This is a genomic window from Corallococcus sp. CA054B, assembly GCF_003611625.1.
Classification (GTDB): domain Bacteria; phylum Myxococcota; class Myxococcia; order Myxococcales; family Myxococcaceae; genus Corallococcus; species Corallococcus coralloides.
This window is the reverse complement of the sequence record NZ_RAVY01000162.1, coordinates 1-22,007: the sequence shown is the minus strand read 5'-3', so window position 1 is coordinate 22,007 and position 22,007 is coordinate 1. Positions and strand designations below refer to the sequence as shown.

16 protein-coding genes, 1 tRNA gene and 2 pseudogenes are annotated in these 22,007 nt (G+C 66.3%); 7 read left to right on the top strand and 12 right to left on the bottom strand.

Annotation, left to right across the window (positions count from 1 at the left end; all coding sequences use genetic code 11):
• The 4 genes and pseudogenes from D7V80_RS30415 to D7V80_RS30400 form a co-directional block, all read right to left on the bottom strand.
• Positions 1 to 239: pseudogene (locus D7V80_RS30415) on the bottom strand (hypothetical protein); the annotation flags it as partial.
• A 92-nt stretch (positions 240 to 331) separates the two neighbouring features.
• Positions 332 to 2,050 (bottom strand): caspase family protein, encoded by a 1,719-nt coding sequence (locus tag D7V80_RS30410; protein WP_120591480.1) that lies wholly within the window; start codon positions 2,048 to 2,050, stop codon positions 332 to 334.
• The gene (locus tag D7V80_RS30405; RefSeq protein ID WP_120591479.1) at positions 2,047 to 2,850 is read right to left on the bottom strand and encodes a hypothetical protein; all 804 of its coding nucleotides are present in this window, start codon (positions 2,848 to 2,850) and stop codon (positions 2,047 to 2,049) included. Before D7V80_RS30405 ends, D7V80_RS30410 begins: the two co-directional genes overlap by 4 nt.
• Positions 2,847 to 3,518: an RNA polymerase sigma factor gene (locus D7V80_RS30400; protein WP_233585836.1), complete on the bottom strand. Its 672-nt coding sequence runs from the start codon at positions 3,516 to 3,518 to the stop codon at positions 2,847 to 2,849. The genes D7V80_RS30405 and D7V80_RS30400 overlap by 4 nt, the downstream gene beginning before the upstream one ends.
• A gap of 123 nt (positions 3,519 to 3,641) precedes the next feature.
• Between D7V80_RS30400 and D7V80_RS41930 the strand changes: the two genes are divergently transcribed.
• A tRNA-Arg gene (locus D7V80_RS41930) sits at positions 3,642 to 3,738 on the top strand.
• A 239-nt stretch (positions 3,739 to 3,977) separates the two neighbouring features.
• On the opposite strand, the pseudogene D7V80_RS43995 reads toward D7V80_RS41930, so the two are convergent.
• The 3 genes and pseudogenes from D7V80_RS43995 to D7V80_RS41525 all read right to left on the bottom strand — a co-directional run.
• Positions 3,978 to 5,048: pseudogene (locus D7V80_RS43995) on the bottom strand (tyrosine-type recombinase/integrase); the annotation flags it as partial.
• Between the two features lie 91 nt (positions 5,049 to 5,139).
• Positions 5,140 to 5,385, bottom strand: coding sequence for a helix-turn-helix domain-containing protein (locus D7V80_RS30390; protein ID WP_120591477.1), 246 nt, complete (start codon positions 5,383 to 5,385; stop codon positions 5,140 to 5,142).
• A gap of 2,424 nt (positions 5,386 to 7,809) precedes the next feature.
• Positions 7,810 to 9,000, bottom strand: a complete 1,191-nt coding sequence (locus tag D7V80_RS41525) for a hypothetical protein (RefSeq protein WP_147447262.1) — start codon at positions 8,998 to 9,000, stop codon at positions 7,810 to 7,812.
• A 1,441-nt stretch (positions 9,001 to 10,441) separates the two neighbouring features.
• On the opposite strand from D7V80_RS41525, the gene D7V80_RS30380 reads away from it, so the two are divergent.
• Both D7V80_RS30380 and D7V80_RS30375 read left to right on the top strand, forming a co-directional pair.
• Entirely contained in the window at positions 10,442 to 11,764 is a 1,323-nt protein-coding gene (locus tag D7V80_RS30380; RefSeq protein ID WP_120591475.1) for an AHH domain-containing protein, read from the top strand.
• A 4-nt stretch (positions 11,765 to 11,768) separates the two neighbouring features.
• The gene (locus D7V80_RS30375) at positions 11,769 to 12,341 is read left to right on the top strand and encodes an imm11 family protein (RefSeq protein WP_120591474.1); all 573 of its coding nucleotides are present in this window, start codon (positions 11,769 to 11,771) and stop codon (positions 12,339 to 12,341) included.
• A 45-nt stretch (positions 12,342 to 12,386) separates the two neighbouring features.
• Here D7V80_RS30375 and D7V80_RS30370 read toward each other — a convergent pair whose 3' ends face one another.
• Positions 12,387 to 13,322 (bottom strand): DUF2381 family protein, encoded by a 936-nt coding sequence (locus D7V80_RS30370; protein ID WP_158616728.1) that lies wholly within the window; start codon positions 13,320 to 13,322, stop codon positions 12,387 to 12,389.
• 114 nt (positions 13,323 to 13,436) lie between these two features.
• Positions 13,437 to 15,425, bottom strand: coding sequence for a serine/threonine-protein kinase (locus D7V80_RS30365; RefSeq protein WP_158616727.1), 1,989 nt, complete (start codon positions 15,423 to 15,425; stop codon positions 13,437 to 13,439).
• A 251-nt stretch (positions 15,426 to 15,676) separates the two neighbouring features.
• On the opposite strand from D7V80_RS30365, the gene D7V80_RS30360 reads away from it, so the two are divergent.
• From D7V80_RS30360 to D7V80_RS30345, 4 genes are all read left to right on the top strand, one after another.
• The gene (locus tag D7V80_RS30360; RefSeq protein ID WP_120591471.1) at positions 15,677 to 16,027 is read left to right on the top strand and encodes a helix-turn-helix domain-containing protein; all 351 of its coding nucleotides are present in this window, start codon (positions 15,677 to 15,679) and stop codon (positions 16,025 to 16,027) included.
• Between the two features lie 67 nt (positions 16,028 to 16,094).
• Entirely contained in the window at positions 16,095 to 16,451 is a 357-nt protein-coding gene (locus D7V80_RS30355) for a helix-turn-helix domain-containing protein (RefSeq protein ID WP_120591470.1), read from the top strand.
• Between the two features lie 187 nt (positions 16,452 to 16,638).
• Positions 16,639 to 17,235, top strand: coding sequence for a hypothetical protein (locus tag D7V80_RS30350; protein ID WP_147447261.1), 597 nt, complete (start codon positions 16,639 to 16,641; stop codon positions 17,233 to 17,235).
• Positions 17,236 to 17,294: 59 nt separating this feature from the next.
• Entirely contained in the window at positions 17,295 to 18,530 is a 1,236-nt protein-coding gene (locus D7V80_RS30345; protein WP_120591468.1) for a serine/threonine-protein kinase, read from the top strand.
• Between the two features lie 400 nt (positions 18,531 to 18,930).
• Here the strand turns inward: D7V80_RS30345 and D7V80_RS41520 are convergent, their stop codons facing one another.
• From D7V80_RS41520 to D7V80_RS43990, 3 genes are all read right to left on the bottom strand, one after another.
• Positions 18,931 to 19,605, bottom strand: coding sequence for a DnaJ family molecular chaperone (locus tag D7V80_RS41520; protein ID WP_147447260.1), 675 nt, complete (start codon positions 19,603 to 19,605; stop codon positions 18,931 to 18,933).
• Between the two features lie 408 nt (positions 19,606 to 20,013).
• The gene (locus D7V80_RS41515; RefSeq protein ID WP_147447259.1) at positions 20,014 to 21,192 is read right to left on the bottom strand and encodes a YaaC family protein; all 1,179 of its coding nucleotides are present in this window, start codon (positions 21,190 to 21,192) and stop codon (positions 20,014 to 20,016) included.
• 443 nt (positions 21,193 to 21,635) lie between these two features.
• A complete protein-coding gene (locus D7V80_RS43990; protein WP_370452561.1) occupies positions 21,636 to 21,800 on the bottom strand; it encodes a helix-turn-helix domain-containing protein in 165 nt (54 codons plus the stop codon).
• Positions 21,801 to 22,007: the final 207 nt, after the last annotated feature.

Below are 22,007 nucleotides of genomic sequence, written 5' to 3'. Positions count from 1 at the left end.
CCCCCGCCGTCGCCCGCGTCGGGCAGCTCGCCCCCGTCACCGCCATCCGAACCGCCGTCCTCCCCGGCGTCGGGGCGGGTCACCACGAGCTGCACGCAGGTGCCGGCGGCGTTCCGGGTCACCTGGCCCTGCCCGGGCTTGGAGACCCCATTCGTGCAGATGGGGTCGCAGCCGGTCAGCAGGACGGTGGCCACGGCGGCGCTCGACAGCGCGGTGTACGCGAGGAATGAACGGGACACGGGAGGACCGTCAGGGCTCGAGGTTGGCGCGGTGGGCGCGGACGGCGGCGCACCCACGCACGGACACGGCCGGGCCCGACGGCCCGCGTCCGCTAGCGCCTCAGGGAAATCTCCAGGCCGTACTGCCCGTCCATGACGGTCTGGCCGTTGGCGGTGACGCGATCCAGCCCCACCTGGGCCGAAAGCCGCAGCGGCATGCCCGCGAACCGCCCCGTCACCCCCGCGGCCACGTGGCCGGTGAGCAGCGCGGGGTCCGCCTGGCGGAAGCCCGGCGCCGTGAGGCCCAGCATCCCCCAGCCCAGCCCCACCTCCGCGAACAGCGGCGTGTTCGCGGGACGGTCCAGCCCCACCAGCCCCTCCACCGTGAAGCGGTGCAGCCGGATGCCGTCCCGGGCCGCGAGCGGCGTCACGCCGTACGCCCCGCGCACTCCGTAGTAGAGCAGGTCCATGGAGGACGGCGTGCGCCACGACAGGCTGGGCCCGGCGGCGAACTTCGCCAGCCCCAGCGGCGAGCGCCCCGCGCCCAGGCCCAGCTCCAGCTGGGACGGCCCCGCCACGGCCAGCGGCGAGCGCGCTCCGCTGCTGACGGACGGCTGGAAGGAGTGGCTGAAGTCCACCGGCACCAGCCCCACGGCGGCGACGTACTCGTCGTAGAACGACCGGTCCAGCGGAACGGCGAACAGGCCCCGGCGGAGCGCCTCCTCCGCGGGACCTCGCTCCTGAAGCTCGCGCGGGCGCAACTCCGGCGTGCCGGACGACAGCTGCGCCAGCGTGACGCGCGCCTCCGCGTCCGGCGCGCGCACCCAGTACACGTCGCGCAGCGGCAGCAGGATCTGCGTCCACTGCTGCGGCGAGCGCCGCACGTCCACCAGGCGCTGGCCGGCCGCGTCCTCCACGGAGAGGCGCGCGTACTCGAAGCCGGCGGGGAAGGTGACCCGGGGGCCTTCGGGCGCGGGGCCCACCAGCGGGCGGCGGGGCTCCGCCGTGGGCGCGAAGGCGTTGACGGACAGGCGCGCGGGCATGCCCTTCACGCCGTGCAGCGAGGCGGCCACGAACGCGGCCAGCTCGCTGTACTCCACCTGGCCATCGCCGTTGATGTCCGCGCCGCCCAGCAGGCCGGAGCGGGCCACGTGGCTGAAGACGCCCGCGCGGATGCGGGACCACTCGTGCGTCTCGCCGTCCTCGCTCTCCGCGAAGAGGGCGCCCACGTGGGGGCGCGACGCCAGCTGCTCGCGCGCGAGCACGCCGCGCAACTCCGCCAGCACCGCCGCGTCCGGCGTCCCGCCGCGGCTGCCCACCACGCCGGAGGCCCGGCACGCATCCGCGATGACGTGCACGTAGTCCGCGCCCAGCGGATCCACGAGCTCCGAGTAGAGGCTGCCGCGGTCCAGGCGCGCGTCGGCGAGCGTGAAGTAGGCGCGGCCCGCGTCGTCCGTGTTGCCGTGGCCCACGTAGACGATGAGCACGTCCGTCTGGCGTCCCGCCGCGTGGTCCGCGAGCGTCGCCGCCTGCAGCCGCTTCACGGCCTGCTCCACCGCGGCGCGCGTGGGCGCCTGCGCGGACTTCAGCACCAGGCTGCCGCCCTTGCGCGTGGGCTCGTCCGGATCCACGAGCAGCGTGGTCTCCACGCCCAGCCGCTTGAGCGTCTCCGCCCACAGCACGCCGTCGTCGTCCGCGTAGCGCAGCGGCGCGAGCGCCGGGTCATCACTGCCGTTGTGGGCGATGACGAGCGCGCGCCGCACGGTGTCCGCGAATGCCTCCGGCGCCGCCATCAGCAGCGCCGCCCCCAGGAGGACTTCCAGCTTCTTCATGGAGAATCCTTTACCCGGACCTCCTGCCTGAGCACCACCACCCCCTCCGTCGTGCCCTGACGGAGGGCCGCCAGGGTGGCGTCCGGGTGCTCTGAGAACGTGGCGGTGACCTCCGCCATATCGGACCCCGCGGGCAGCGCGACCGTCAGCTCCAGCGGGCGCTCCTCGCCGGCCTTGCCGCTGAGCGGGAAGGGGCCGTTGACCTCTTCGTGGCCGCCGGCGCGCACGCGCACCGCGACGTGGGTGTAGGGCGGACGGGCACCCGCCGCGAAGGCCAGCGTGCCGCCCGGGGGGCACGCGGCCCCGGCGCGCAGCTCGTGCAGTGACTGGCCGGGCTTCGCGCAGAAGACGCGCAGGACGGCCTGGGCCACCGGGGCGGCGGGCAGGACCGCCGGGTCATGCACGGCCCCCCGGACGCTGAACTCGGGCTCGGTGGGTTCGGTGGGGGCGGAGGGGCCGACGGACGCGGGCGTCACCACCACCGCGAGGAACAGGGCCGCGAGCGTGGCGCCGAGCACCGCCAGGGTGGGCCACCGGGCGGGGGCGGCGTCCGGGGGCGAGGCGGCGTTGAGGGCGGCTTCGAGCCCCGCGGCGGTGAGGGTCTCCAGCTCCGTGGAGGTGGGGGTGTCCGTCTGGCCGGACTCGAGGACGCGGTGGGCGCGGGCCCACTTGTCGTAGCGGGCGCCGCAGCGGGCGCAGGCGTGGGCGTGGCGCAAGAGCCGCGAGGATTCGGGGGCGGACAGCTCCCCCAGGGACCAGCGCGTCAGTCCCGCGTCCACATGTCGCTCGTACCACTTCATGGGAGGCTCCCGAATGGGATGGCGCACAGCAGGGCCAGGGTGGCGAGCAGGGCGCCCAGCTGCAGGCGTCCCGGCACGACATCGCTGTCCAGCCAGCCCGAGTCCTTCAGGTGTTCGGTGAACTGCAACCGCAGGCGGCGTTCGCGCACCCGCACCTCGCCGCGGGTGAGCTGGAGCTGGTCGGCGGCGGACTCCTGGGACAGGCCGTCCATGAAGCGCAGCTGGGCCAGGGCACGCCCTTCGTCGGGCAGGGCCTCCAGGAAGCGGCGCACGATGGAGCGGACCTCCGCGCCCAGGGCTTCCTCCTCCGGGCTCTTGCCCTCGGTGGGGGCATGGGTGAGCTCCGGCGCGTCATCCAGGGGGATGGCCTCCCGGGCCACGCGGCCGGAGGCGCGCATCAGGTCAATGGCGGTGGAGCGGGCGACGGTGAGCAGGAAGCCCAGGTAGGGGCGCACGCCGTCGTAGGCCTGGCGCATGTGGGGGCGGAAGGCCCGCACGAAGGTCTCCTGATGGGCGGCGTCCAGGTCCAGGGGCGTGAGCGCGACGGAGCGGGTGCCGGTCTCTGAATGGACGGAGAAGCGCCGGGACAGGTAGCGCAGCACCTCAGGCGAATAGGTTCGGTAGACCTGGGTGAGCACGGCGGTGTCACCCCGGCGGAAGGCCTCCAAGACTGACCGCTCTGTTCCTGGCAGCACGAGGAAGGCTCCGTGTCCTAGGAGGCGCCCGGCCGGGCCCCTTCTGGAAATGAGATACGAAATGACCCCGAAATCCGGGTCGTCCCCACACGCACGGCGCGCGTTTTATTGAGCCCGGGCCCCAAAGTCGTTGCGAGCCCGGCGTTGGCCTCCGGAGCCAAAGGCCGCAGGTTCGAATCCTGCATCGCGCGCAGATGTAAGGGCCCGGGATTGTTGGGGATTCTTCCCAATAATCCCGGGCCCTTCGTCGTTTCCGGCCGGGCCTTGCAGCAAGGATGCAGCAAACGGAATGGCTGCCGTGCCCGGAGGGAAGACGGGGCCCCGTTCCCCTCTGTCGCTCCCCTGCTGCTCCGTCGGTCCCGCAGGCGTGGGAATGAGCCCCAGGGAGAGGCTGTCCACCTCCTTGCGGAGGTAGTCCGGCGTCAGGTGGCCGTAGACCTCTACCGTGATGCGCGGATCCCGATGGCGCAGGATCTTCTGGACGCTCGGCAGTTGCACGCCCGCGCGCAGCAGCAGGGCGGCGGTCGTGTGTCGCAGGTCGTGAAAGCGGACCGGCCGCACCTGGGCCTTGGGCCACAGGCTCATTCCGCAGTCAGGGCACTCCCGGGCTTCCGCGTCCGGTGCCGCTTCGGAGTGTCCGCAGCCCTTCCGGCGGCAAACGTGGCTGTAGCCCGTCACGATCCCCGCTCGGCCCAGGGCGCGGCGAAGCACGCTCTCCAGCGCCACGTCCCGTCGCATCATGGTTCCGTCTTCGCCCGGGAACACCAGCGCGGACGGGGAAAGGCGCATGGCGGTTTCGAGGAAGGGCACCAGCTCAGCAGCGATGGGGATTACGTCCGCGTGTCCGCCCTTCGTCGTGTCGCGCTCCCAGGAGCGGCAGACCGTCAGCAGGCGAGCCCGCAGATCCACGTCCTCTTTGCGCAGGGCGAGCAGTTCACCCTTGCGCAGTCCCGTGTAGAGGGCGGTAGCGAAGAGGGGACGCCAGCGGTCCGCCAGGGCCAGGAAGAAACGGGGCACTTCCTCCAGGCGCAGGTAATCGCCCACGCGCCGCGACACCTTGCGCTTCTTCACTCCGGCGGCGGGATTGGTGCCGCCGTAACGGCCCACCTTCCGCGCTTCGTTGAACGCGCGGCTCACGAACCCCCGTAGGTGGTTCAGCGACTGCGGAGAAAGCTCCCGGCCTTTCTCCTGGAGGAACGCCTCGATGCGGCCAGCGGTCACAGCCGTCAGAGGCAGAGGGGCGAGGCTGGAAGTCAGCAGGTGGCGCGCTACCGCGCTCGTGTTCGTCCCATGCGAGGGGGACACGGCGGAATAGGTGTCGAGCCACCAGCGCAGCAGTTCTCCCAGCGAACCCCCGCCATCCTCCGGCGGGCGTTCTTCCAGGCCGAGCCGCTGGCGCTCCGACTTCCGGCCCAGGTCATCCGCGATCCGCCGGGCTTCGGTCTTCGTGCGCGCGTTCGTCACCTTGTCGCGCCACCGGCCCGAAGCGTCCTTGAACCGCATGTACCACTTGCCCGCCTTCTCGTAGACGCTCGCCATTTGCTCCTCATGCGTGGTGGAACTGCCGTGGACTGCGAAGCGCTGTCGCGCTGGACTAACCGCCCTGCGTTCCGCCGCCCACTCGGACGGTCGCGAGCACGGGCTGTTCAAACGCCCATGTGCGAATTGCGCTCGGACTGAAACGAAGCAGGCCGCCAATCTTCAAGAGTGGCAGCAGCCCGGACGCGGCGTGTTGGTACACCCAGGAGCGGCTCACTTTCAGGAAGTCGGCAACGTCGTTGGCGTCCCAGAGGGTTTCATTCGTGGAGGGCTTCGCTTCGTGGGGAGAGGGCATCTTCATGGCTGCTTCTCGCAACGGGGGAAAAGGGTGGACTGCGCGCCCGGAAGGCCGGGCCCGTGTCGCAGTGGAGTTGAGGGAAAGAGGACGCATGAAACTTGGGACCTGGGGGAACCTGGAGCGGGCGCGGTGGAGGGGTGCAATCGGTCCCGCCCGCGTGACGCGAGGGACGTGCCGCGCGTCCCCATGGGGCGGCCGTCACGGAGCACTGCCCGTAAGCCGCTGACGCATGGAAAATGATACCTGGGCTCCGCGCTACTGCTACCCGTGCGTGAGGCTTGGGCGGGTCTGCGAAGGAATGGGCAGGGTTGAGTAGGCCCAGCGCGACGGTGGCAGGTGGTGGCGCTGTCCTCGGGTGTGCCTTGCGTGGTGCGCGCGGCCAGCCGTCCCTCCACAGTGGCCACGTGCGCGCGGGGAGCTGAGGCGCAGCCGCCAGCCGTGCTCGACTGAGCGTGCCCCGCGCTCTGGAGTTGGGGCTGCGCCGTGGTGTTCTTGCTGTGCTGGGACATTCGTGTCTCCGCGCTCCGCGCCACAGGCTGCCCGCGCCACGCCTGCCCCTGCAAAAGAGCTTCAGCGTTGGTTTGCGTCGTCATGGGTACTTCCTGCTGTGTCTTCCTCATGGGTAGTGCCTCTGTTGTTCCTTCGAGTTGGCCCGTTGAAAGGGCGCGCCCTGTGCTGTGTGCAGCCGTGGACTTGGGCAAGGGTGGGCCGAAAGACAAACACTTGTCAAATCTCATTCTTCGTGCGGTTGATACATGTAATTTCGCCTCCCACAGAGGGCGTTTCTCCTCTGGGTTTCGCGCGCGGTGCGCGAAACGCGCGGCCAGTGTTCCGCCGTGTCTGATGGGTGTCTGTCCTATCGCCGGGCCGCAATTTCGCCCGCGCGAAATTCATGGGGTGCCCCCTTGCTGCGCGGCGTTTCGCGCGGATGGCGCGAAAAGGCTGTGCCTTCCTCGGGCGCCAGAGGAGCGGCGCTCAGGGCGCATGAGAGCGACAGAACCGCGAGGGGCGCGATTCGCCGCTTGGGTGCTACCGGGCCGCTGGTGAGTCGGAATACGACGCGCTTTCGCTGCGGCACCCGTCACCGTACACGCCGGGTCATCTTTCGCGCTTTCGCCGTTGGATTCCGACGCCCTGTGGGCAGCATGGGGCCCATGTGCCAGGGGAGTTTCGCGCCGGGCCGCGTGCGCGGTTTGGCGCGGGTTCTGGCACGCCCGCGAAACGGGCACGCCCGCGAAATGGATCGCTGGGGCGCGCCGTTGCCCGTGGCGGGCGTAGGGTGAAGCGGCCGAATGGGTTGGGCACCCGAGGCGCAATTGCGCCTGGAACGCAGCGAGAACCCGATGGATGGGCGATGGAGCGCATTTCGCCGCGTGCCCAGGCTCTGTGCGCCATGTGAAGCGCGCGGCCTATCGCCGTGGGAGCCCTCGCCGCTTTTGCTGCGCGCTTGCGGCCCATGAATGACCGCCGCTGGTAGGCCCGGGGCCGCGCGCATCTCCCTGCTTTTGGCGGCTGCCCTCCCACCCCGTAAGGGCCGCGCTACTTTCGCGGTGCTGACGGGGCTGCCTCCTTATGGCGGCGCTCCGTCCATTTCGCGGCGGACCATTTGCCGCGCGTTTCGCGCTCGCGCCCCCATGCCACCACGCTCCGAGCCGAAGTCCCGCTGGCGCGAGCTGGTGCAGGTGAGCACGGCGTCAGCCCCTCGATGCCGCGTACAGGGATTCCGCATTTTTCAGGCTGGAGGAGTCGCACGTCCTGACGGTTGCCGCTGCACGGACGCAGCATGTCTGCTGCGCGCCGCGCCATTTCGCCGCGCCAGGAAGCTGGAGCGTGTCCGCGCTGCTCGTCTCTCGGCGCAGCGACCCTCCCGCGCGGTGGGTGGGCCCAACCCGTCCCTGTGACAGCAGCTCCCAGGCTGAATCGCCTTTCGCGCCAGCAGCGCGCGAAAGTCCTACGCACATGCGCTCGATTCGCGCCCATGACTCAACGCTGCGGCGGCGATTTCGCCATGTTCTGTGCGGTGGCCGCGTTGCTGCCCATGCCTCCGTGAATTTCGCGCCGCGAAAGGCGGCGATTTCGCCGCGCCAGTCTCGCCTGTGCGCCTACCGGGATGGGATACCGCCGCGCCCACGCCGCTTGCGGCCGGTCGCCGCTGCTCCCGTTCCTTTCGCGCGGTCACTCCTGCTCACCGGCCCAGTATGCAGGCACTCTCACTTGCCCCCAGGCGGCGGCTGCCCGTCCGCGAAGCGGCTTGGAGCGGGTCGAATTCGCGTCTTGCGGATTCTGGCCCTACCCCTGGCATGGCTCGCCCCCCACGATCCAGATCCGCACGCTGCACTTCTTGCGTAAGAGTTCGCTGTGCCCCGTCCCCCGGGGGGACGATGGGGGACGGGGCACTGATACCTGGGGTGTAGGAGGCCGGGGCCGCTACGACGGCTCGTTCCATGCGACGAAACCGTCGGCTCGGGCTGCTCCAGAGGCCCCCTCGACAACGAGGTCGCGCACCTCCGTGCGCGGGCGAGCGCGCCACCGGGTAGCGATCTCGTCAGGAGGATCGATCGCTGCTCGCATTAGCTCTTGTAAATCTTCGAGCCCCGACAACAGGAGCCCCAAATGCACTCGCAGGTTGTTGCGGCCAAACTCGAAGGTGCTGATGCGCCTCACGGTCTGGCCCGTCGCGGAGACGGAGGCGAGATTTTCGAGTTCCGCCATGGCGCGGTCGTAGGCATCAGCATTCTGTTTGCCTTGGGCTTGCGATCCCAGACGTGCCGCAGCGACCGCAACAGACTTGGCGGTAGCGTTCAGCCCGAGTTGATGCAGCGTGAACGCTCTTGAGATCGCTGCGAGAGCAGCAACGGACCGTTCTCTCTGCGCTGCGTTCGTCTCGATCTCCGAGGAGCCATCGTCCGGAGGCGCATCGACGTGCGTTTCGGAGGGCTCGTTCTTTGCGCAGAGGACTTTCCACAGCCTGACGTAGGTCTCGCGCGAACGCTTACCAGGGTGAACCCGGGTTGCGGCGATCCACCGCTCCGCAGCTTGCGTCTGGCCGTTCACGATTAACCGCGCGTTGCACACCTGCTGGGTCCATGCTGCAAGTTGCTTCTTGAGCGTGCTGCCTGGCGTCTTTCTGTCGATAGTCGGATGTTTGCCACCCTTCGACTCGAAGAATGCGAAGCGGCCACTGCCCGTTGGCACCGCCAGATAATCTGGCATGAGTCCCGTCCTCTTGCGCGCCACCACAACAGCAGGGGTACTGAGCGCAGCAGCCAGATACGCTGGCCAAGGCCCGCTGCCGGCCTGCGAAGACGCGAGCACACTCACCGGAATTGCTGCGGACCAGCCCTGGAGGTCGATCGCTTCGCGGGAGAACGCGGACCCGATCAGCCAAGAGATGACCGGGCGCCACTGCTTCTCGTAGTGCTCGACATCGCGGTGTGTCTCCCACTTGGATGGCGACTGCGAGAGCATCGACGCGACGAACGGGAGAAATCCGATGTGCGCGCCCGGTGGAGCCGCCCATGGTCGAAAGTCCGTAAGCAAATGCAGAGCAACGCGCGGCATGGCCATCTGCGGCTGGGTGACGTTATTCGCGTGGTCGCGGAGCTTGTACGATGGCATATGATCGCGAGGCTATCACCCCATCGTGCACGGCTGGCGCACTTGTAAATGTTCGCCTGCCCCGGGGTGGATCAACCAGCCGGGCAGCTATGTTCCTCTCGCAGTGGGAGCGGGACGCGAAGAACGCTGACGCGTCGTCCGTCTGATGGGATCCACAGGCTCGCCAAACCGCTGCCTCTCCGGTTCTCGGAAGGGGCACGGCGATCAGTTACCTTCTCGCGAGTACCACCACCATTCCGGGCTACCGCCGCACTGCGCTGTCCTGCCCTGGTCCGGATGGGTCACCGGCCCGCGCCTGCGCGCTCCGGCTTACGGGCGTGGCTGGCTGGGCTACGGGCGGCACTACCACTGGCACGGACTGCCCGGCGCATTGCTCGTGCCCCATGCTTCGGAAGAGAACCACCGAGCCGTTCCCTTGCTGCGCTCGCGCTTTGGACGCTGCTACCGGGCTCCATGCTCGCACAATAAGCCCGTGCAGGGTCGTTGAAAGGTCATGGTGGCCACCACAGGGCCAGCGCTCGCTCATGACCGCGCTACGTCTCCGCCTCGCCTCGCCCCGCCCCGCCGTATGCCCAGCACGGCGCCCACGCCTCCCGGTGGGCGAACTTCACCAATTCACGCTGCATGGCAGCGTGCTCCGTCTCCGCTGTACCTCCAGCACAGTGCCCGCGCTCCCCCAGGTGGGTGAGCTTCACCAGCGCTCACCCATGGCCGCGCGCTGCGTCTCCGCTCCGCTGCGCCGTATGGCCAGCGCGGCGCTCGCGCCCTCCAGGTGGTTAAGTTTCACCAGCACTGCCACCGTGACCTACGACGGCGCCCGCGTCCTTCGGGGGCGCTTCACCAGCACCGCCACCGTGGCCGCGCGCTGCGACTCCGCTCCGATGCGCTGTACGTCCAGCACGGCGGCCCACGCCCTCCTGGTGGGTGAGCTTCACCAGCACCGCCGCCGTGGCCTACGACGGCGTCCGCGCCCCCGCCGGGTGGTGAGCTTCGCCAACGCTCACCTCATGGCCGGGCGCTGCGTCTCCGCTCCACTGCGCGGTACGCCCAGCACGGCGCCCACGCCCTCCTGGTGGGTGCGCCTGACCAGTGCTCGCCCATGGCCCACGCTGCGTTTCCGCTCCGCTGCGCTGTACATCCCGCATGGCGCCCGTGACTTCCGGGTGGTGAACTTCACCAGCGCCCCCACCGTTGCCCATGCCACGCTCCGTCTTCGTCCTGGAGACTTGGCAGCGCCAGGCGCGTGGCGACTTCGGGCCCGCCCAGGGGGAGTCCCTCCATGGGCTCCAGCAGCCGCCGTTCTGTTGCATCAACCCGTTGGGGTGCCCAGGCCAAGCATGGAATAGATAGGCAAAATTAGGCGTCCTTTGAATCCGTCAGATTGGACTAATATCTGGCGCCTTGCTCCTAATTCCTGGATCGGTGATTCCGAGGGCTCCCTATGAGATTTTTTGGCATCGCAGCACTGCTGCTGCTTACGGCTGGATGTGCGACGACACGCGTGGTGAATCTCAATTCCGGACAAGGCAAGGTGACGACTTACACGCCTGTCGAATCCGATCCTGTCGAGATAGATAAGGAGGCATTCACGAGCGCGGTCACCCAGCTTGTACTCGATATGAAGTTGGATGTTGCGTTCAAGGAAGTAGAACAGGGTGACAGACTTTCGTTGCTCGCTTCCTCTGGGGGGATCGTCGAGGGCGCGCAGGGAAGCTCCGTGCCTTCGTCGTACGAGCGTATTTGTCAGCAGCAGAGTGATCCGAATAGCTGTCTCGGCTTGCTTGCAGGCGGGTTCACGATGGGGCCCATGGAGAGGCGCATGATGGCGCTCTACTTCGCGCTCGATACCGTCTGGGACGGGGTCGAGGATGCGATAAAGGATCTGATGAACCCCGCTGCTCTGCGGGCAGTGGTTACGACAATGATAGGAACTGCCCTTGTGATGCTCGTTGCGCCTGAGCCCATTACAAAAATCATTGCCATTGCGATGACGGCGTCGCTGATCGCGTATCTCGGCACTGGGCCGGTATGGAATCTCGGACAGGGATTTCTGCGCCTCCTGGCTGAATCAAGAGACGCCACGAATCTTTCGATGCTGGAAGGCGCAGGGCACCGCTTTGGTAGGATTCTCGGGGATAACGGTGCTCGGGTGTTGGTGATCGTCGCCCTGTCGGCCATCGGTGGGAAGAACGCCATGGCCGCACAGGGACCGAAGATGCCGGGCTTCTCTCAAGCGGCGTTGAGGGCACGACTAGAGGGAGGTTTTGAGCTTTCTGAAGCCTTGATTGGTGGCGTGCAGGCGATTTCGATTTCCTCGGCTGGGGTGCTCAACATCACCCTTGCGCCAACTGCTGTTGCGGCGGTCGCCATGGGGCCAGGCGGCGGAGCGGGAGCTGCTCCAGGGACCGTAGGATCCATTCAGGGAGATTCCAAAGGCGATGTTCATCACATCTGTACGGACAAAAATGAGATTTCCGAAGCAGCGGGCGGCCCGTGGACTCCGCAGTTTGAGCAGGTGTTCGATCTGGCAAAAATGAGCCTCAACGACCCCGCGAACAAGGTACGACTCGAAGGCCATAAAGGACCGCACCCGGCTGAATATCACCGAGAGGTTCTTCGGCGGATTACGCTTGCTACAGGAGGGTGCCGAAACGCTGCGCAGTGCCGGATTGCGTTGGTCGAGGAGTTGGCGAAAATCGCGCGTGACCTTGTCACAAAGGGTTCCAAGCTGCGTGATATCATCATGAAGACCCCAGGGACGTGACACCATGGAACAGCGCTTCTTTGATCTGAATATCGATGTTTACGTGCCGGGACGATGGTATCTCGCAGCGCCGACGAACCTCGCGGGAGAGGAGATCGAGGACATCTGGCAGTTTTCTGCTGGCCGCCCTGTAGAGCTTCGCGAGAGGCTGCGCGTTCCAGTCTATCGCCCAGGCAAGCCCCTGGACTTCACAACCGCAGGGCCAGGGCAAATCCCTATTGTCAACGAGCGGGTTGCATCAATCTTTCGCGAATTGGCACCGGATGACGTGCAGATCTTCCCGGTTGACGTCGAAGGTCAGACTTCGCCCTATTTCTTGCTGAACGTCACGCGTGAGATTCGATGCATTGACGATGCCGCATGCAAGGAGGTGCAATACTTCACCAAAGACGATGTGCGAGCGGACAAGGCTGGGCAATATCGATCTGTCATCGGGCTGCGCATCGATAAGTCGAAGACCGGGGGCGCTCGCGTATTTCGGCTTTGGGGCTACTTCATCCCCATCATTGTTGCCGGTGACCTCAAGGAAGCTCTAGAGCAGACCGGCATAGCAGGCGGGCGTTTTGACGAGGTTTGAAGTCGCCCTTCAATCACAGAAGTCGGCCCGGTGCTGCCTACAGTGCTAAGGAAACATCACGTTGCCGAGGATGACGGTTCGGCCCGTGCCGTCCTCCCAGAGCTTGAGCGTGTAGGGGCCCCGGGCATCTTCTGTCGTGGCCTCTGCTTCCACCACCACGCGCCCAGGATTGGACGGATCCGCCTTGATGGGCCCGGATGACCACACAGGCAGCACCTTCAGTTCCGTGCCCCGCCTGCCTATCAGTGCGGCACCCGCCACCACGAAGGGTGGTGCATTCGCGAGTCCGTCCAATTCGAGTCCCACGGCGACGCGCCCGGCGGCCCGGTAGGCCCAGACTTTTTGAGTAACAAGCGCGTTTCCCGGTGGCTTAGTGACAGCCTCGAACAGGTCCTTGGGTGTGACGCCGCCCTTGTCCATCTGCTTCGCCGCGAGAAGACTCCTCAAGCCCCCAGGCTCGGAGCGCTCCGCCTGGGTGCGCTTCAATTCGTCGTGGCACTGGGCTGCCTTGGCCAGCGCTTCTTTTGCTTCCTGTTGGTAGGACTCCACCGGACGTGCGTTCCGGTACACCTCCACCATCGGCTCCGCCTGGACCGCGTGCACCACGAGCGTGAAGGCCGCTCCGGAAGGGGCCGCCCTCCCGTCGAACTGCACCGTCAACCGCAGCCGGTCCCCAGGCTTCACCCCTTCGGAGGGAATGAGGCGCAGGGTCATGAGTCCCGCGTCCACGAGCGCGAAAGCCTCTCGCTTTTCAAGGGTGACCGTGTCCCTGCCTTCCGCCGTGCGCAGCAACTCCGCGTCGAACATCAGGGTGGTGGACCTCCCCGGGCTGATGAACACCTCGGGCGCTTTTTCGCCCCGCTCCTCCTTCAACTCGATGGGGCGGGGGCCCGCACCGTGGGATGCGGGCGGCGTCTGCGCGTTGGCAGGCAAGCCCAGGAGACACAGCGCCAGGACCACGGCGAAACAAGGTGCGGGCACGGGAAAGACCTCCAGGGCGGAGCAGGGAGAGGGGAGGGCGGAGCGGCTCCTATCACTTCGCTCCCCCCTTCGTCGCCGGGCCGTCTTCGTCGGAGGATGCCGACCCGGGGCGCCTCACTCGAAGCGGCGCACCGGCTCCACGTCGAAGACGTTGAAGATGCGGGCGGAGTCGGCGTTGGCATCGTCCTTGCGCTCCACTCCGAGCTTTCCATCCCGGTGGTGTAACTCGAAGCAGACGGGGTAGGTCTTGCCCGCCTTGGTGCGTGCCCAGTTGCAGCGGCCGAAGACGCGCTCTCCCAGCGTGATTCGGCAGGACAGCACCGTATTGCCCGGGAACTGCTCGTTGTAGCCACCTACTACCCTTATCGAGCCGCTTCCCCCGCGCACGGTGATGACCCGGGGCTCGCCTGTGTAGCCGGTGAAGTTGCCAGTACGCTCGTCGCCAATGTCGATCTTCAGCTCCTCCATGGCGGTGAGTGCCGCCTGCGGGCAGTCCTCCGGATCCGGCGGCGGGCGCACCTGGGCGCCACTCGTGCAAGCCAGGGCGAGGGAGGCACCGGCCACGCACCCGGCTTTCTGCAATTGCTTCCTCATGGATGCGGTGGGGGGCTGTGGCTTCTTCATGGGCGCGCTGTCCTCCGGGGACGCCACGACGGACGCGGCGGCCACGACGGTGGAAGCCGCTGACAAGGGCGGTGCCGTGGCCTGGTCAGCTTCCAGCGGCAGGTTGGAGGGCGCCACTTCCTGGACGGGAGCCGCCGCCACCGAGGGATTGTGCCGGGCGGCTGTCATGGGCACCTGCCATGGAGTGCCCCACGCCACGAACACTGCGGCCACCACCAGCACCAGCCCTGCCGCCACCCGGAGTCCTCGCCGCGCGGAGGGCACCCGCTGGTGCAGCTCCGCCGCATCCGCCGTTAGCGTCGTCACCTTCGAGGACGGCACGGGCGCGAGCACTCCGGGGGCCGCGTCGGACGGCATCATGCCTTCGGGTGGTGCAGCCCCGAACTCGGCGGGCTCGGGCGCTTCCTGCCGGGCCTCGGCCCCGTCCACGACTCCAACTCCAGCCCTTGGCGGTGTTTCGGCTGCCGCGCGTTTCGGACGCGGGCCCCGTCGCGGCGGCTGGTGCGGCGCCTTCGCCCACGCCAGGAGGTTCGCGGCCCGTCCCTTCGTGGTGGCGGTGTGTACGGTGTAGAAGTCGCAGAGGGGCACGTCCCATGCCGCATCCGCCCCGGCCAGCGCTTCGGCCAGCTCCGTCGCCAGCGCGCCCGCGTCCGCGAAACGCGCTTCCGGACGCTTCTCCAAGAGCCGCATGCACACTCGACTCAGCACCTCCGGCACGCGCGGATTCACCTCCCGTGGCGCGGGCGGCATGCGCGAGAGGATGGCCTCCACCTGGGCCGTGTCGTCCGGCGCTTCGAAGGGATAGCGGTCCGTCAAGAGCCAGTAGAGCGTCACGCCCAGCGCCCATAAGTCATCCGCCGGGCCCGCCACGTACCTGCCGCTCGCGTCGTCCCTGCGGTGTCGCCACGCCTCGGGCGCGCGGTACTCGGGCGTTCCCGGCAGGAAGGGGTGGCGGGTGATGCCCGGCGCGCCTGGGTAGCCGCCCACGCCGAAGTCCGCTAGCACCGCGCGCCCGTCTTCCGCGCGCACCAGCACGTTGCTGCCCTTCACGTCCCGGTGCACCACGCCTTCGCCGTGCACCGCCGCCAGGGCCCGCGCCACGTCCAGCACCACGCTGGCCACGGCCCGGGCCGTGGGGTTCACCTCGCGCGCCCACTTGTCCAGCGCGGCCCCGCGCACGTACTCCATGACGATGACGAGGAACTCGGGCTCCTCCGCCACCGGCCAAAGGGTATGGGACAGCAGGCGCACCACGTGGGGGTGCGCCAGGTGTTGCAGGCGCAGGAGGATGGAGACTTCGCGCTCTCCCCATCGGCCGGCTTCCTCCACCGGGAGAAACTTCAGCGCGAACAGCCCGCCCTCCCGCTCCCTGGCGAGATACACGGTGCCATAGCCTCCCGCGCCCAGCTTGCGCTCCAAGGTGTAGCCGCCAACGACGGTGCCCGGGGCAATGGACGGTGACGGGGGACTCAGCCTCACGGGCTTTCTCCAGCGGAGCGGTGGATGGGGAAGGGCGGCCTTTTGGGCCTCCGTGCGACCTTCACGGTGGGCCACGCTAGCGCAAGCGGGGCCAACCTCGCGCGGTAGGGGCGCAGGAAGCGCCTGTCCTTCGGCGGAAGCACTGCGCTTGACAGGGGTGGGGTAATAAGAGCTAGTCAATTATGCTTCAAGAGCATAACGCGGAAATGCCGTGACTGCGGCCTTTCCATTCTCCGAGGAGCGTTCTTCCCATGTACGAAGCCTTCGCCGCCGAGTTGGGCCATGTCATCCGCGAGGCGCGCCACCGCGCGGGCCTCCGCCAGGACAAGGTCGCCGAAGCCCTCCATCTTTCCGTGCCCCTCTATGCGCGCATGGAGCGCGGCAAGCTGATTCCCAGTGTCGCCGTGCTGCGGGACCTGTGCATCACCCTGAATGTCACCCCGGGCGTCTTGCTCCAACTCACCGCACCCCGTGCGCCGATGGACGCCGCCAGCAAGGAGGATCTCGTCTTGCTGCGTGCGCTGCTCTGCCGCGCACGCGCCCTGCCGGAAGCCAGGTTCCAGTCCTTCCTTACTCTCTTGGACAGCCTGGAAGACGCGTAGCGGCTACGCTCCGGGCCACGTCGGCCCGCGCCTGCCTCTCTTCCCGCGAGCCACGCACCCCACGCGCATGAATCAAGATTTGGCGGAAGTCATCGGCACTGCGGCCCGTGCTGCCCGGGACAAAATGGGACTCACCCAGGCACAGGTTGCCGAACGCATCCAATTGACGCCCCTGGTCTACAGCCGCCTGGAGCGGGGAAAGATGCTGCCGAGCGTGCCCTCTCTGGTGCGGCTGTGCGCGGCCCTGCACCTGTCTCCCGAGGAAGCCCTGGGCTTCTCCCCGCAGAAGGCCCGCGCCAGGAAGAAGGGCGGGCACGGTCCGGACGACGAGACGTTGCAGCGGTTGCTCTACATCTCGCGGAGGCTGGAAGCGGAGCAGCTCACCGCCCTGCTGGGCGTCGCCACCGCCATGCTGCGGCGCTGACGGACCGACGCGCACGCGTCCCATTCCACTCTGCCAGTGGGGCGCACACGCCTGCTGGCGGCCCGCCCAGCGGAAAGCCCCAGCACGCAATCCCCCCTGGGGAACGCTTCACCCGTGCATGCCCGCATGATACTTGATGGGCATAGTCGGAAATGCCTATAGGGGCATAGTCCAACAGGAGGTGCACATGCGCAGTTCGCGTCTTCCGGTCTCTCCGTCGTGGTGTCTTGCATCCGCGCTGCTGCTCTTACCCGGCCTCGTCGGCTGCGCCCGGAGCACGGAAGGAGTCTTCAGCAGCACCCGTGCGGTGCTGGCCGCGACGGACGATTTCGGGATGCTGCTCATTGGCGCAGGGTTGTCGCCGGAGGACCTTCCCCGGGGCGAGGAAGTCACCGTGCAGGAGGCCAGCCAGTTGCGGCTCCTCTTGTCGTTGGTGGGGAACTCGCTGCGCGGCTTCGGCCCCAACGTCACTGCCGACTACCTTCTGGCCGAAGTGGTGACGAAGGGCGAGGCCGTCTCGCGCACGACGCTGGGCGAGCGGCTCAGGCGATTCCAGGCCCTCGCGGTGCTGCGGCCCGACGGCTACATCGTGGCGGCGATGACTGGGAAGCCGCTGGAGTGCGTGGGCCCCGTGGGCGTCCAGAACGGCGCCTTGCGCGCTGGCGACTACCGCATGGGCGCCTTCTACGCCAGCGAGGGCCAGGGCTACCGCGAGGACACCTCCATTCCGCGTCTGCCCGCCAGGGCGTTCTTTCTCGAAGCCGCGGGCGACGAAGCCCCGTAGCCCGCGCTGCTGCCTCGTTGTCCTTTCCCTTGTCCCTTTCCTACTTCGGAGCCCCGTCCATGACGAAGGACACGCCCACCCCCTCCTCGAACACACCCACTCCCGTCGCGGACACGTCTCCGCTGCGCTCGGAGTGGAGCAGCCTGGAGCGCGCTGGCGTCACGCTGCGCAAGCCGTCCCCCCTCTCCGTGGACGCCACCACGTACACGTTCATCAAACCCCTGGAGCGCCGTAGCATTGGCGAGGTGATGTGGCTGGCTCAGCGCTCCACCCGCGACGGACCGTGCGGCCTTGTCGCCGTCAAGCGGCTGTTGGGCCCGGCCAGCAGCCCGCGTCGTCACCGGCTGATCGAGGAGGTAGAACTGGCCTTCCGCCTGCGCCATCCCGCCATTGCCCAGGTGCACCACATGGTGCTGCATGAGCGGATGCCGCACATCCTCATGGAGTACGTGGACGGACCCAGCCTGGACACGGTGGTGAGCGCGGCGGCGGCACGCGGGCGGCCTGTCTCCACATCCTTCGCCCTCTACGTCGCGGGCGAACTGGCCGAAGCGCTGCACCACGCGCACACGGCGAAGGATGAAGAGGGCAGGCCGCTGGGCGTGGTGCACCGCGACGTAAGCCCGCGCAACGTGAGGGTGGAAGGGAGCACGGGGGCGGTGAAGCTCACTCACTTTGGAGCGGCCTACTCGCTGCTGGCCAACCGGGAGGAAAGTCCGAAGACGCTGCTCAAGGGGGATGTGGCCTATGCCTCGCCGGAATACCTCTTTCAGCAGCGCCCCCTGGATGCGCGCTCGGACCTCTTCTCGCTGGGGCTCACCTTGGCGGAGTTGCTGACGGGCGCGCACCTCTTCGACCTGGAGGACGCAACCCGCACCGGGCCCGTGGGCTCCCTGCGCCCGGAGGAGCGGCCCTCACTGCCCCTGGAACACATGCAGGGCTGCATGGAGAGGTTTGGCCCGGAGGACGTGCAGCGGGCGGCGGCGTGCCTTCCGGAGCCGCTCCAGGCCCTTCTCCACAAGGCCCTCAAGAGGGAGCCCGCCGAGCGCTACGCCACGGCGGGAGCAATGCGGGATGCCCTGCGGGCAGCCCTGGCGGGGCAGCCCCAGCCCTACGGGCGCAAGGAGGCCGCCGAGGAATTGGGTCAGCTTCTCTCCGAGGCCACGGTCATTCGGGGCCGGGCGGAGTTCGCGGAAGCGGGCCTCTTCCCAGACATGCAGGATGCCCACGAGCTGGAGCCGGACGAGCCCGCAAGTCCAGGAGCTGGGATCCGCGATCCTGCAACGGCGGAGTGACCAGCACGTCCGCATATGTTCCATGGTAGCAAGGCCGAGCGGACAGCCCAGTTGCAGGTGTCTTTCAGCGGAAATGGATTCCCGCTGCGCATGGCATGCATCGGTTCGGGCTTGCATCGCTGCTTCCGGTACGTTTCTTCAGGGGGGAACCATCGTTGGCGCCCATCGCTCCACAGAGTGGAAACGCTTCGAGGAGAACCGGCTCAATCCGCACTTAAAGCCTACCCGGCACTTCCCACAACGTCTCAAGCGGCTCCTGCTGGGGGCGGTGCACGGCCCTACCGCTTGCCAGCACGACTGCATCCTCTCTCGTCTCGCATGTCACACCCTTGCATCACGCAAGAGCATGTTCACCCTGCCTTGTCTTCGAAATGGAAGAGCTTCGTCTTGAGATAGACAGTTAGCCCCGGGTTCCCGACCGCCCCTTGGGGCGAATTTTGACAGCAAGCCGCTCGAACGCTGCATTGATTTTCTTCGTCTCCAAGTCGGCGATTTCACGGATTCTCGGGCCCAACTCAGCGACCTTGTCGGGATGGTACTGTGTGAGTAGGCTATTCCGAGCTGCCCGCAGTTGAGTCCATGTGCAGTCTTCCGGAATCCCAAGGACTGCATGTGGATCATCGTCAACCTGCTTCGCTTTGGCTGCTGGGGGAGACTGGGTTTCTTTCTTGGCTCGGGGCTTTTCCTTCAGTGCTTCAAACAGATTTTTCAGCACCTCTCCATCACGTTTCTTTCCTTTGTTCTTCGTGTAATTTGCGTCAGAAAAGATCCGAACGATCTCGATGGCTTTCAAGAAATCGTCCGTTGGTTCAGATTTTGCGCTACTCCAGTAGAATTCGCTGCCCCTGAAAATAAGAATGTCGCTGAAGCTGACGGGTGTTCCAGCTGCTTTGCTGAGAGTTGCTGTCGAAGCCACCGCCAACCCAACTCTCCTAGCCAGAAATGTAGTAATTGCTTTCGCGAGATCCTCAGGGAAATGTCTTGCCGCATACCCAGCAGTAAATACGCTTACGCCTGCTTTATCGGCAAACCAGTGTAGGGCTTCCAGCGATTCACAATTCAGAATAGCGCTCATGGGCACCCACCGTAACCAGCGACCTTGGCCTGTCAAACACAAGGCGCCCGGGGCGAAAATTTCCAGTCAGGCCGAACCGCGACTTCGTCTCGACACTGCGCGGAGGGCCGCAGTTACCGAGACGCTGCGGCCGATACCGCCGTTGGCGACGAACTCCGGCCAGCGCCGTGCGGCGAGACGTTGTCGGGATGGCAGAGCGCGGCGGACGCTTTCTGAAGCCGCTCATCCCTGCCACCTCCCCCTCCATCCGTCGAAGTGCTCGCCGAGCACGACGCCCGTCCGCCCTCAATCGAGCCGGCACGTCATTGGCCGGACGGTTACACAGGAAGTGCTCTTCACTCTGGCCTCAGAGGTCAATTGTGACTGGTCCCTGGCGAGCATGGCAAAGCTCGCAAGAGAAGCACGGGCCTATATCGGGGCGAAAATACTGCCAGACTGCTCAATTAGAAAAGACTCGCCAGTAATTCTTTCAAGAGCATTCCCGGGGACCAACGCATCAACCACATTGAGATAGAAATCAATGAGAGAGCGCAGGGCATCAAGGCGGCCTGAGACGATTTCGTGCCAGACGTCCGGTAGATATCGAACGGCAATGCTGAGGCCGTAGAGAATCAAAATATGAATGAAGTAAGGATCGCGGAGATGCCCCCAGAGCGGCTCGATTAGGGACATTCCGCTCATTTGAGACTTGTACGGCTTTAGCGATTCATGCCAGAACTTAGTTGCATGCTTGTGTTTTCCCATGAACACCTGTTCGTTCTGGATTTTTGTCTCAATTATGTTCTCGATTCCCAACTTCAGCGCCCGCACCTCCTCGATCGAATATGTAACCCCATCCTCCGGAATCAGCATTAGATTCGTGGAGGTATTGGCGGCATCGTCGCCGGGCATTTGTGTGTCAACGTCGAGTTGTCTCCTTATCTCGGCAATTTCTTGAGGATAACTCAGCTCGTTTGCGTAGGAGACCGACATGACGAGTGGCTTTACTCCGAGATGATCTTGAATAATCTGGCGAAGCTCTGGGATGCGACGAAATAAGTCCGAAAAACTTGCTGATTTTGAGAGTACATCTCCGACTCTGGGTACTGGTTCCTTTTTTGGACGAACCATTGCCATCTCTTGAGACGGGAATCCAAGCGAGCGGAAGTATTCAGCAAAATGCCCGTCGCTCACCATTGCGACAGATTGGTTTTCAGGGAAGGGGCCGTCGCCCTCCAGCAGAAAGCTGGCCAATCCATGCCCTTTCCGAGTGTGGCTCTGTATGGCCTTCAGGTCGTCGCTATTGGTTAGTGTTGCCACTTGTTCGGCAATTGTGAATTGGACAATGGCATAGTAGCGCGAAAGCAGGGTGGAGTTTAGGCTCTGATTCTGCGTATTCCAATAGCCGAGCCCTGATTCAACGGCAGATGCAACTCCTTCTGCTTTTCGTGCCATGAGTTCACCGTCGATGTTCGTTCCAGTCCTGGCTGCCTTTCGCTGTAAGACTTTGAGAGCAAGGCTGGGGCTGGTCAGTCTCCTGAGCAAGAGCAGAGTTAGTCGCGACCTCTCATCGGTAACGAAAGTTGGCATAGCCGTATAGTAGCGCATCTCTGTTTTTTGCCATTCACGGCATACGCATGGAGGAGCCGGACAGCAGTCCATTCGCGCGAACGTGACCGGCGGAGGCCCAACGAGCCCCCGGGCCGCCGGGCACCTCTTCTTGCAGGTGCCGGCGCGGCTTCAGCGCTGACGGCGGTGGAGCAACTCGGCGAGGAGTGGTTCCTCTCGTCGCCGCGTCCGGTAGGGCAGAGCCGATCTGCCCGTCCTTTGGCGCTCATCAAGGCAAATTGCCATGGTGGCCCATGGGCATCTAGCTCAAATACTTTCGGCGAGGCTGAGCGCAGTTGGCACCTGGTTCTGAATACACCCAGGGGGCCGAGGCACCTTGCTTTCAGCGTGCTGCGGCTGCGTTGGGGCGCTCGCCAGTTGGTGTCTTCCGCCAGCGCATGCGGTCCACCGTGCATTGCAGCGGGTGGTCGCGACCGCGAGGCCTACGAAGTCGTTGGGGTCTTCCCACCCAATGCAACGAACGTGGCAACGCTGGTTGGGTCAACTCGGACCGCACCGGAAACCCGAATGGACCGGAGTTGCCCCTGCTTACAGAGTCGGTAGACCGTGGCAGTCGAAACGGCGAGCCGTGTAGCCACGTCACGCACCGTCAGGAGGTTTTCCCCGTGCACTCCTGCCGCACCTTGCAGCAAGGGTGCAGCAAAAGGGTTGCGAGCCCCCGTCACCGGCTGTGACGGCTGGACGGTAACCGTCCGGCCAGTGACGTGCCGGGACGCTTGAAGACAGGCCCCGGCCGTGCTCGGCGAGCGCCGCGAGGGGCGAGTTGTTCAGGGACTGGGCTGGAGGGGTGAGGC

Bases quoted from the DNA above. Each gene is read 5' to 3' on its own strand.
- D7V80_RS30350 (WP_147447261.1), top strand. From the start codon at position 16,639: ATGCGCAGTTCGCGTCTTCCGGTCTCTCCGTCGTGGTGTCTTGCATCC.
- D7V80_RS30345 (WP_120591468.1), top strand. From the start codon at position 17,295: ATGACGAAGGACACGCCCACCCCCTCCTCGAACACACCCACTCCCGTC.
- D7V80_RS30355 (WP_120591470.1), top strand. From the start codon at position 16,095: ATGAATCAAGATTTGGCGGAAGTCATCGGCACTGCGGCCCGTGCTGCC.
- D7V80_RS30380 (WP_120591475.1), top strand. From the start codon at position 10,442: ATGAGATTTTTTGGCATCGCAGCACTGCTGCTGCTTACGGCTGGATGT.
- D7V80_RS30410 (WP_120591480.1), bottom strand. From the start codon at position 2,050: ATGAAGAAGCTGGAAGTCCTCCTGGGGGCGGCGCTGCTGATGGCGGCG.
- D7V80_RS41515 (WP_147447259.1), bottom strand. From the start codon at position 21,192: ATGCGCTACTATACGGCTATGCCAACTTTCGTTACCGATGAGAGGTCG.
- D7V80_RS30360 (WP_120591471.1), top strand. From the start codon at position 15,677: ATGTACGAAGCCTTCGCCGCCGAGTTGGGCCATGTCATCCGCGAGGCG.
- D7V80_RS41525 (WP_147447262.1), bottom strand. From the start codon at position 9,000: ATGCCATCGTACAAGCTCCGCGACCACGCGAATAACGTCACCCAGCCG.
- D7V80_RS41520 (WP_147447260.1), bottom strand. From the start codon at position 19,605: ATGAGCGCTATTCTGAATTGTGAATCGCTGGAAGCCCTACACTGGTTT.
- D7V80_RS30375 (WP_120591474.1), top strand. From the start codon at position 11,769: ATGGAACAGCGCTTCTTTGATCTGAATATCGATGTTTACGTGCCGGGA.
- D7V80_RS30405 (WP_120591479.1), bottom strand. From the start codon at position 2,850: ATGAAGTGGTACGAGCGACATGTGGACGCGGGACTGACGCGCTGGTCC.
- D7V80_RS30390 (WP_120591477.1), bottom strand. From the start codon at position 5,385: ATGAAGATGCCCTCTCCCCACGAAGCGAAGCCCTCCACGAATGAAACC.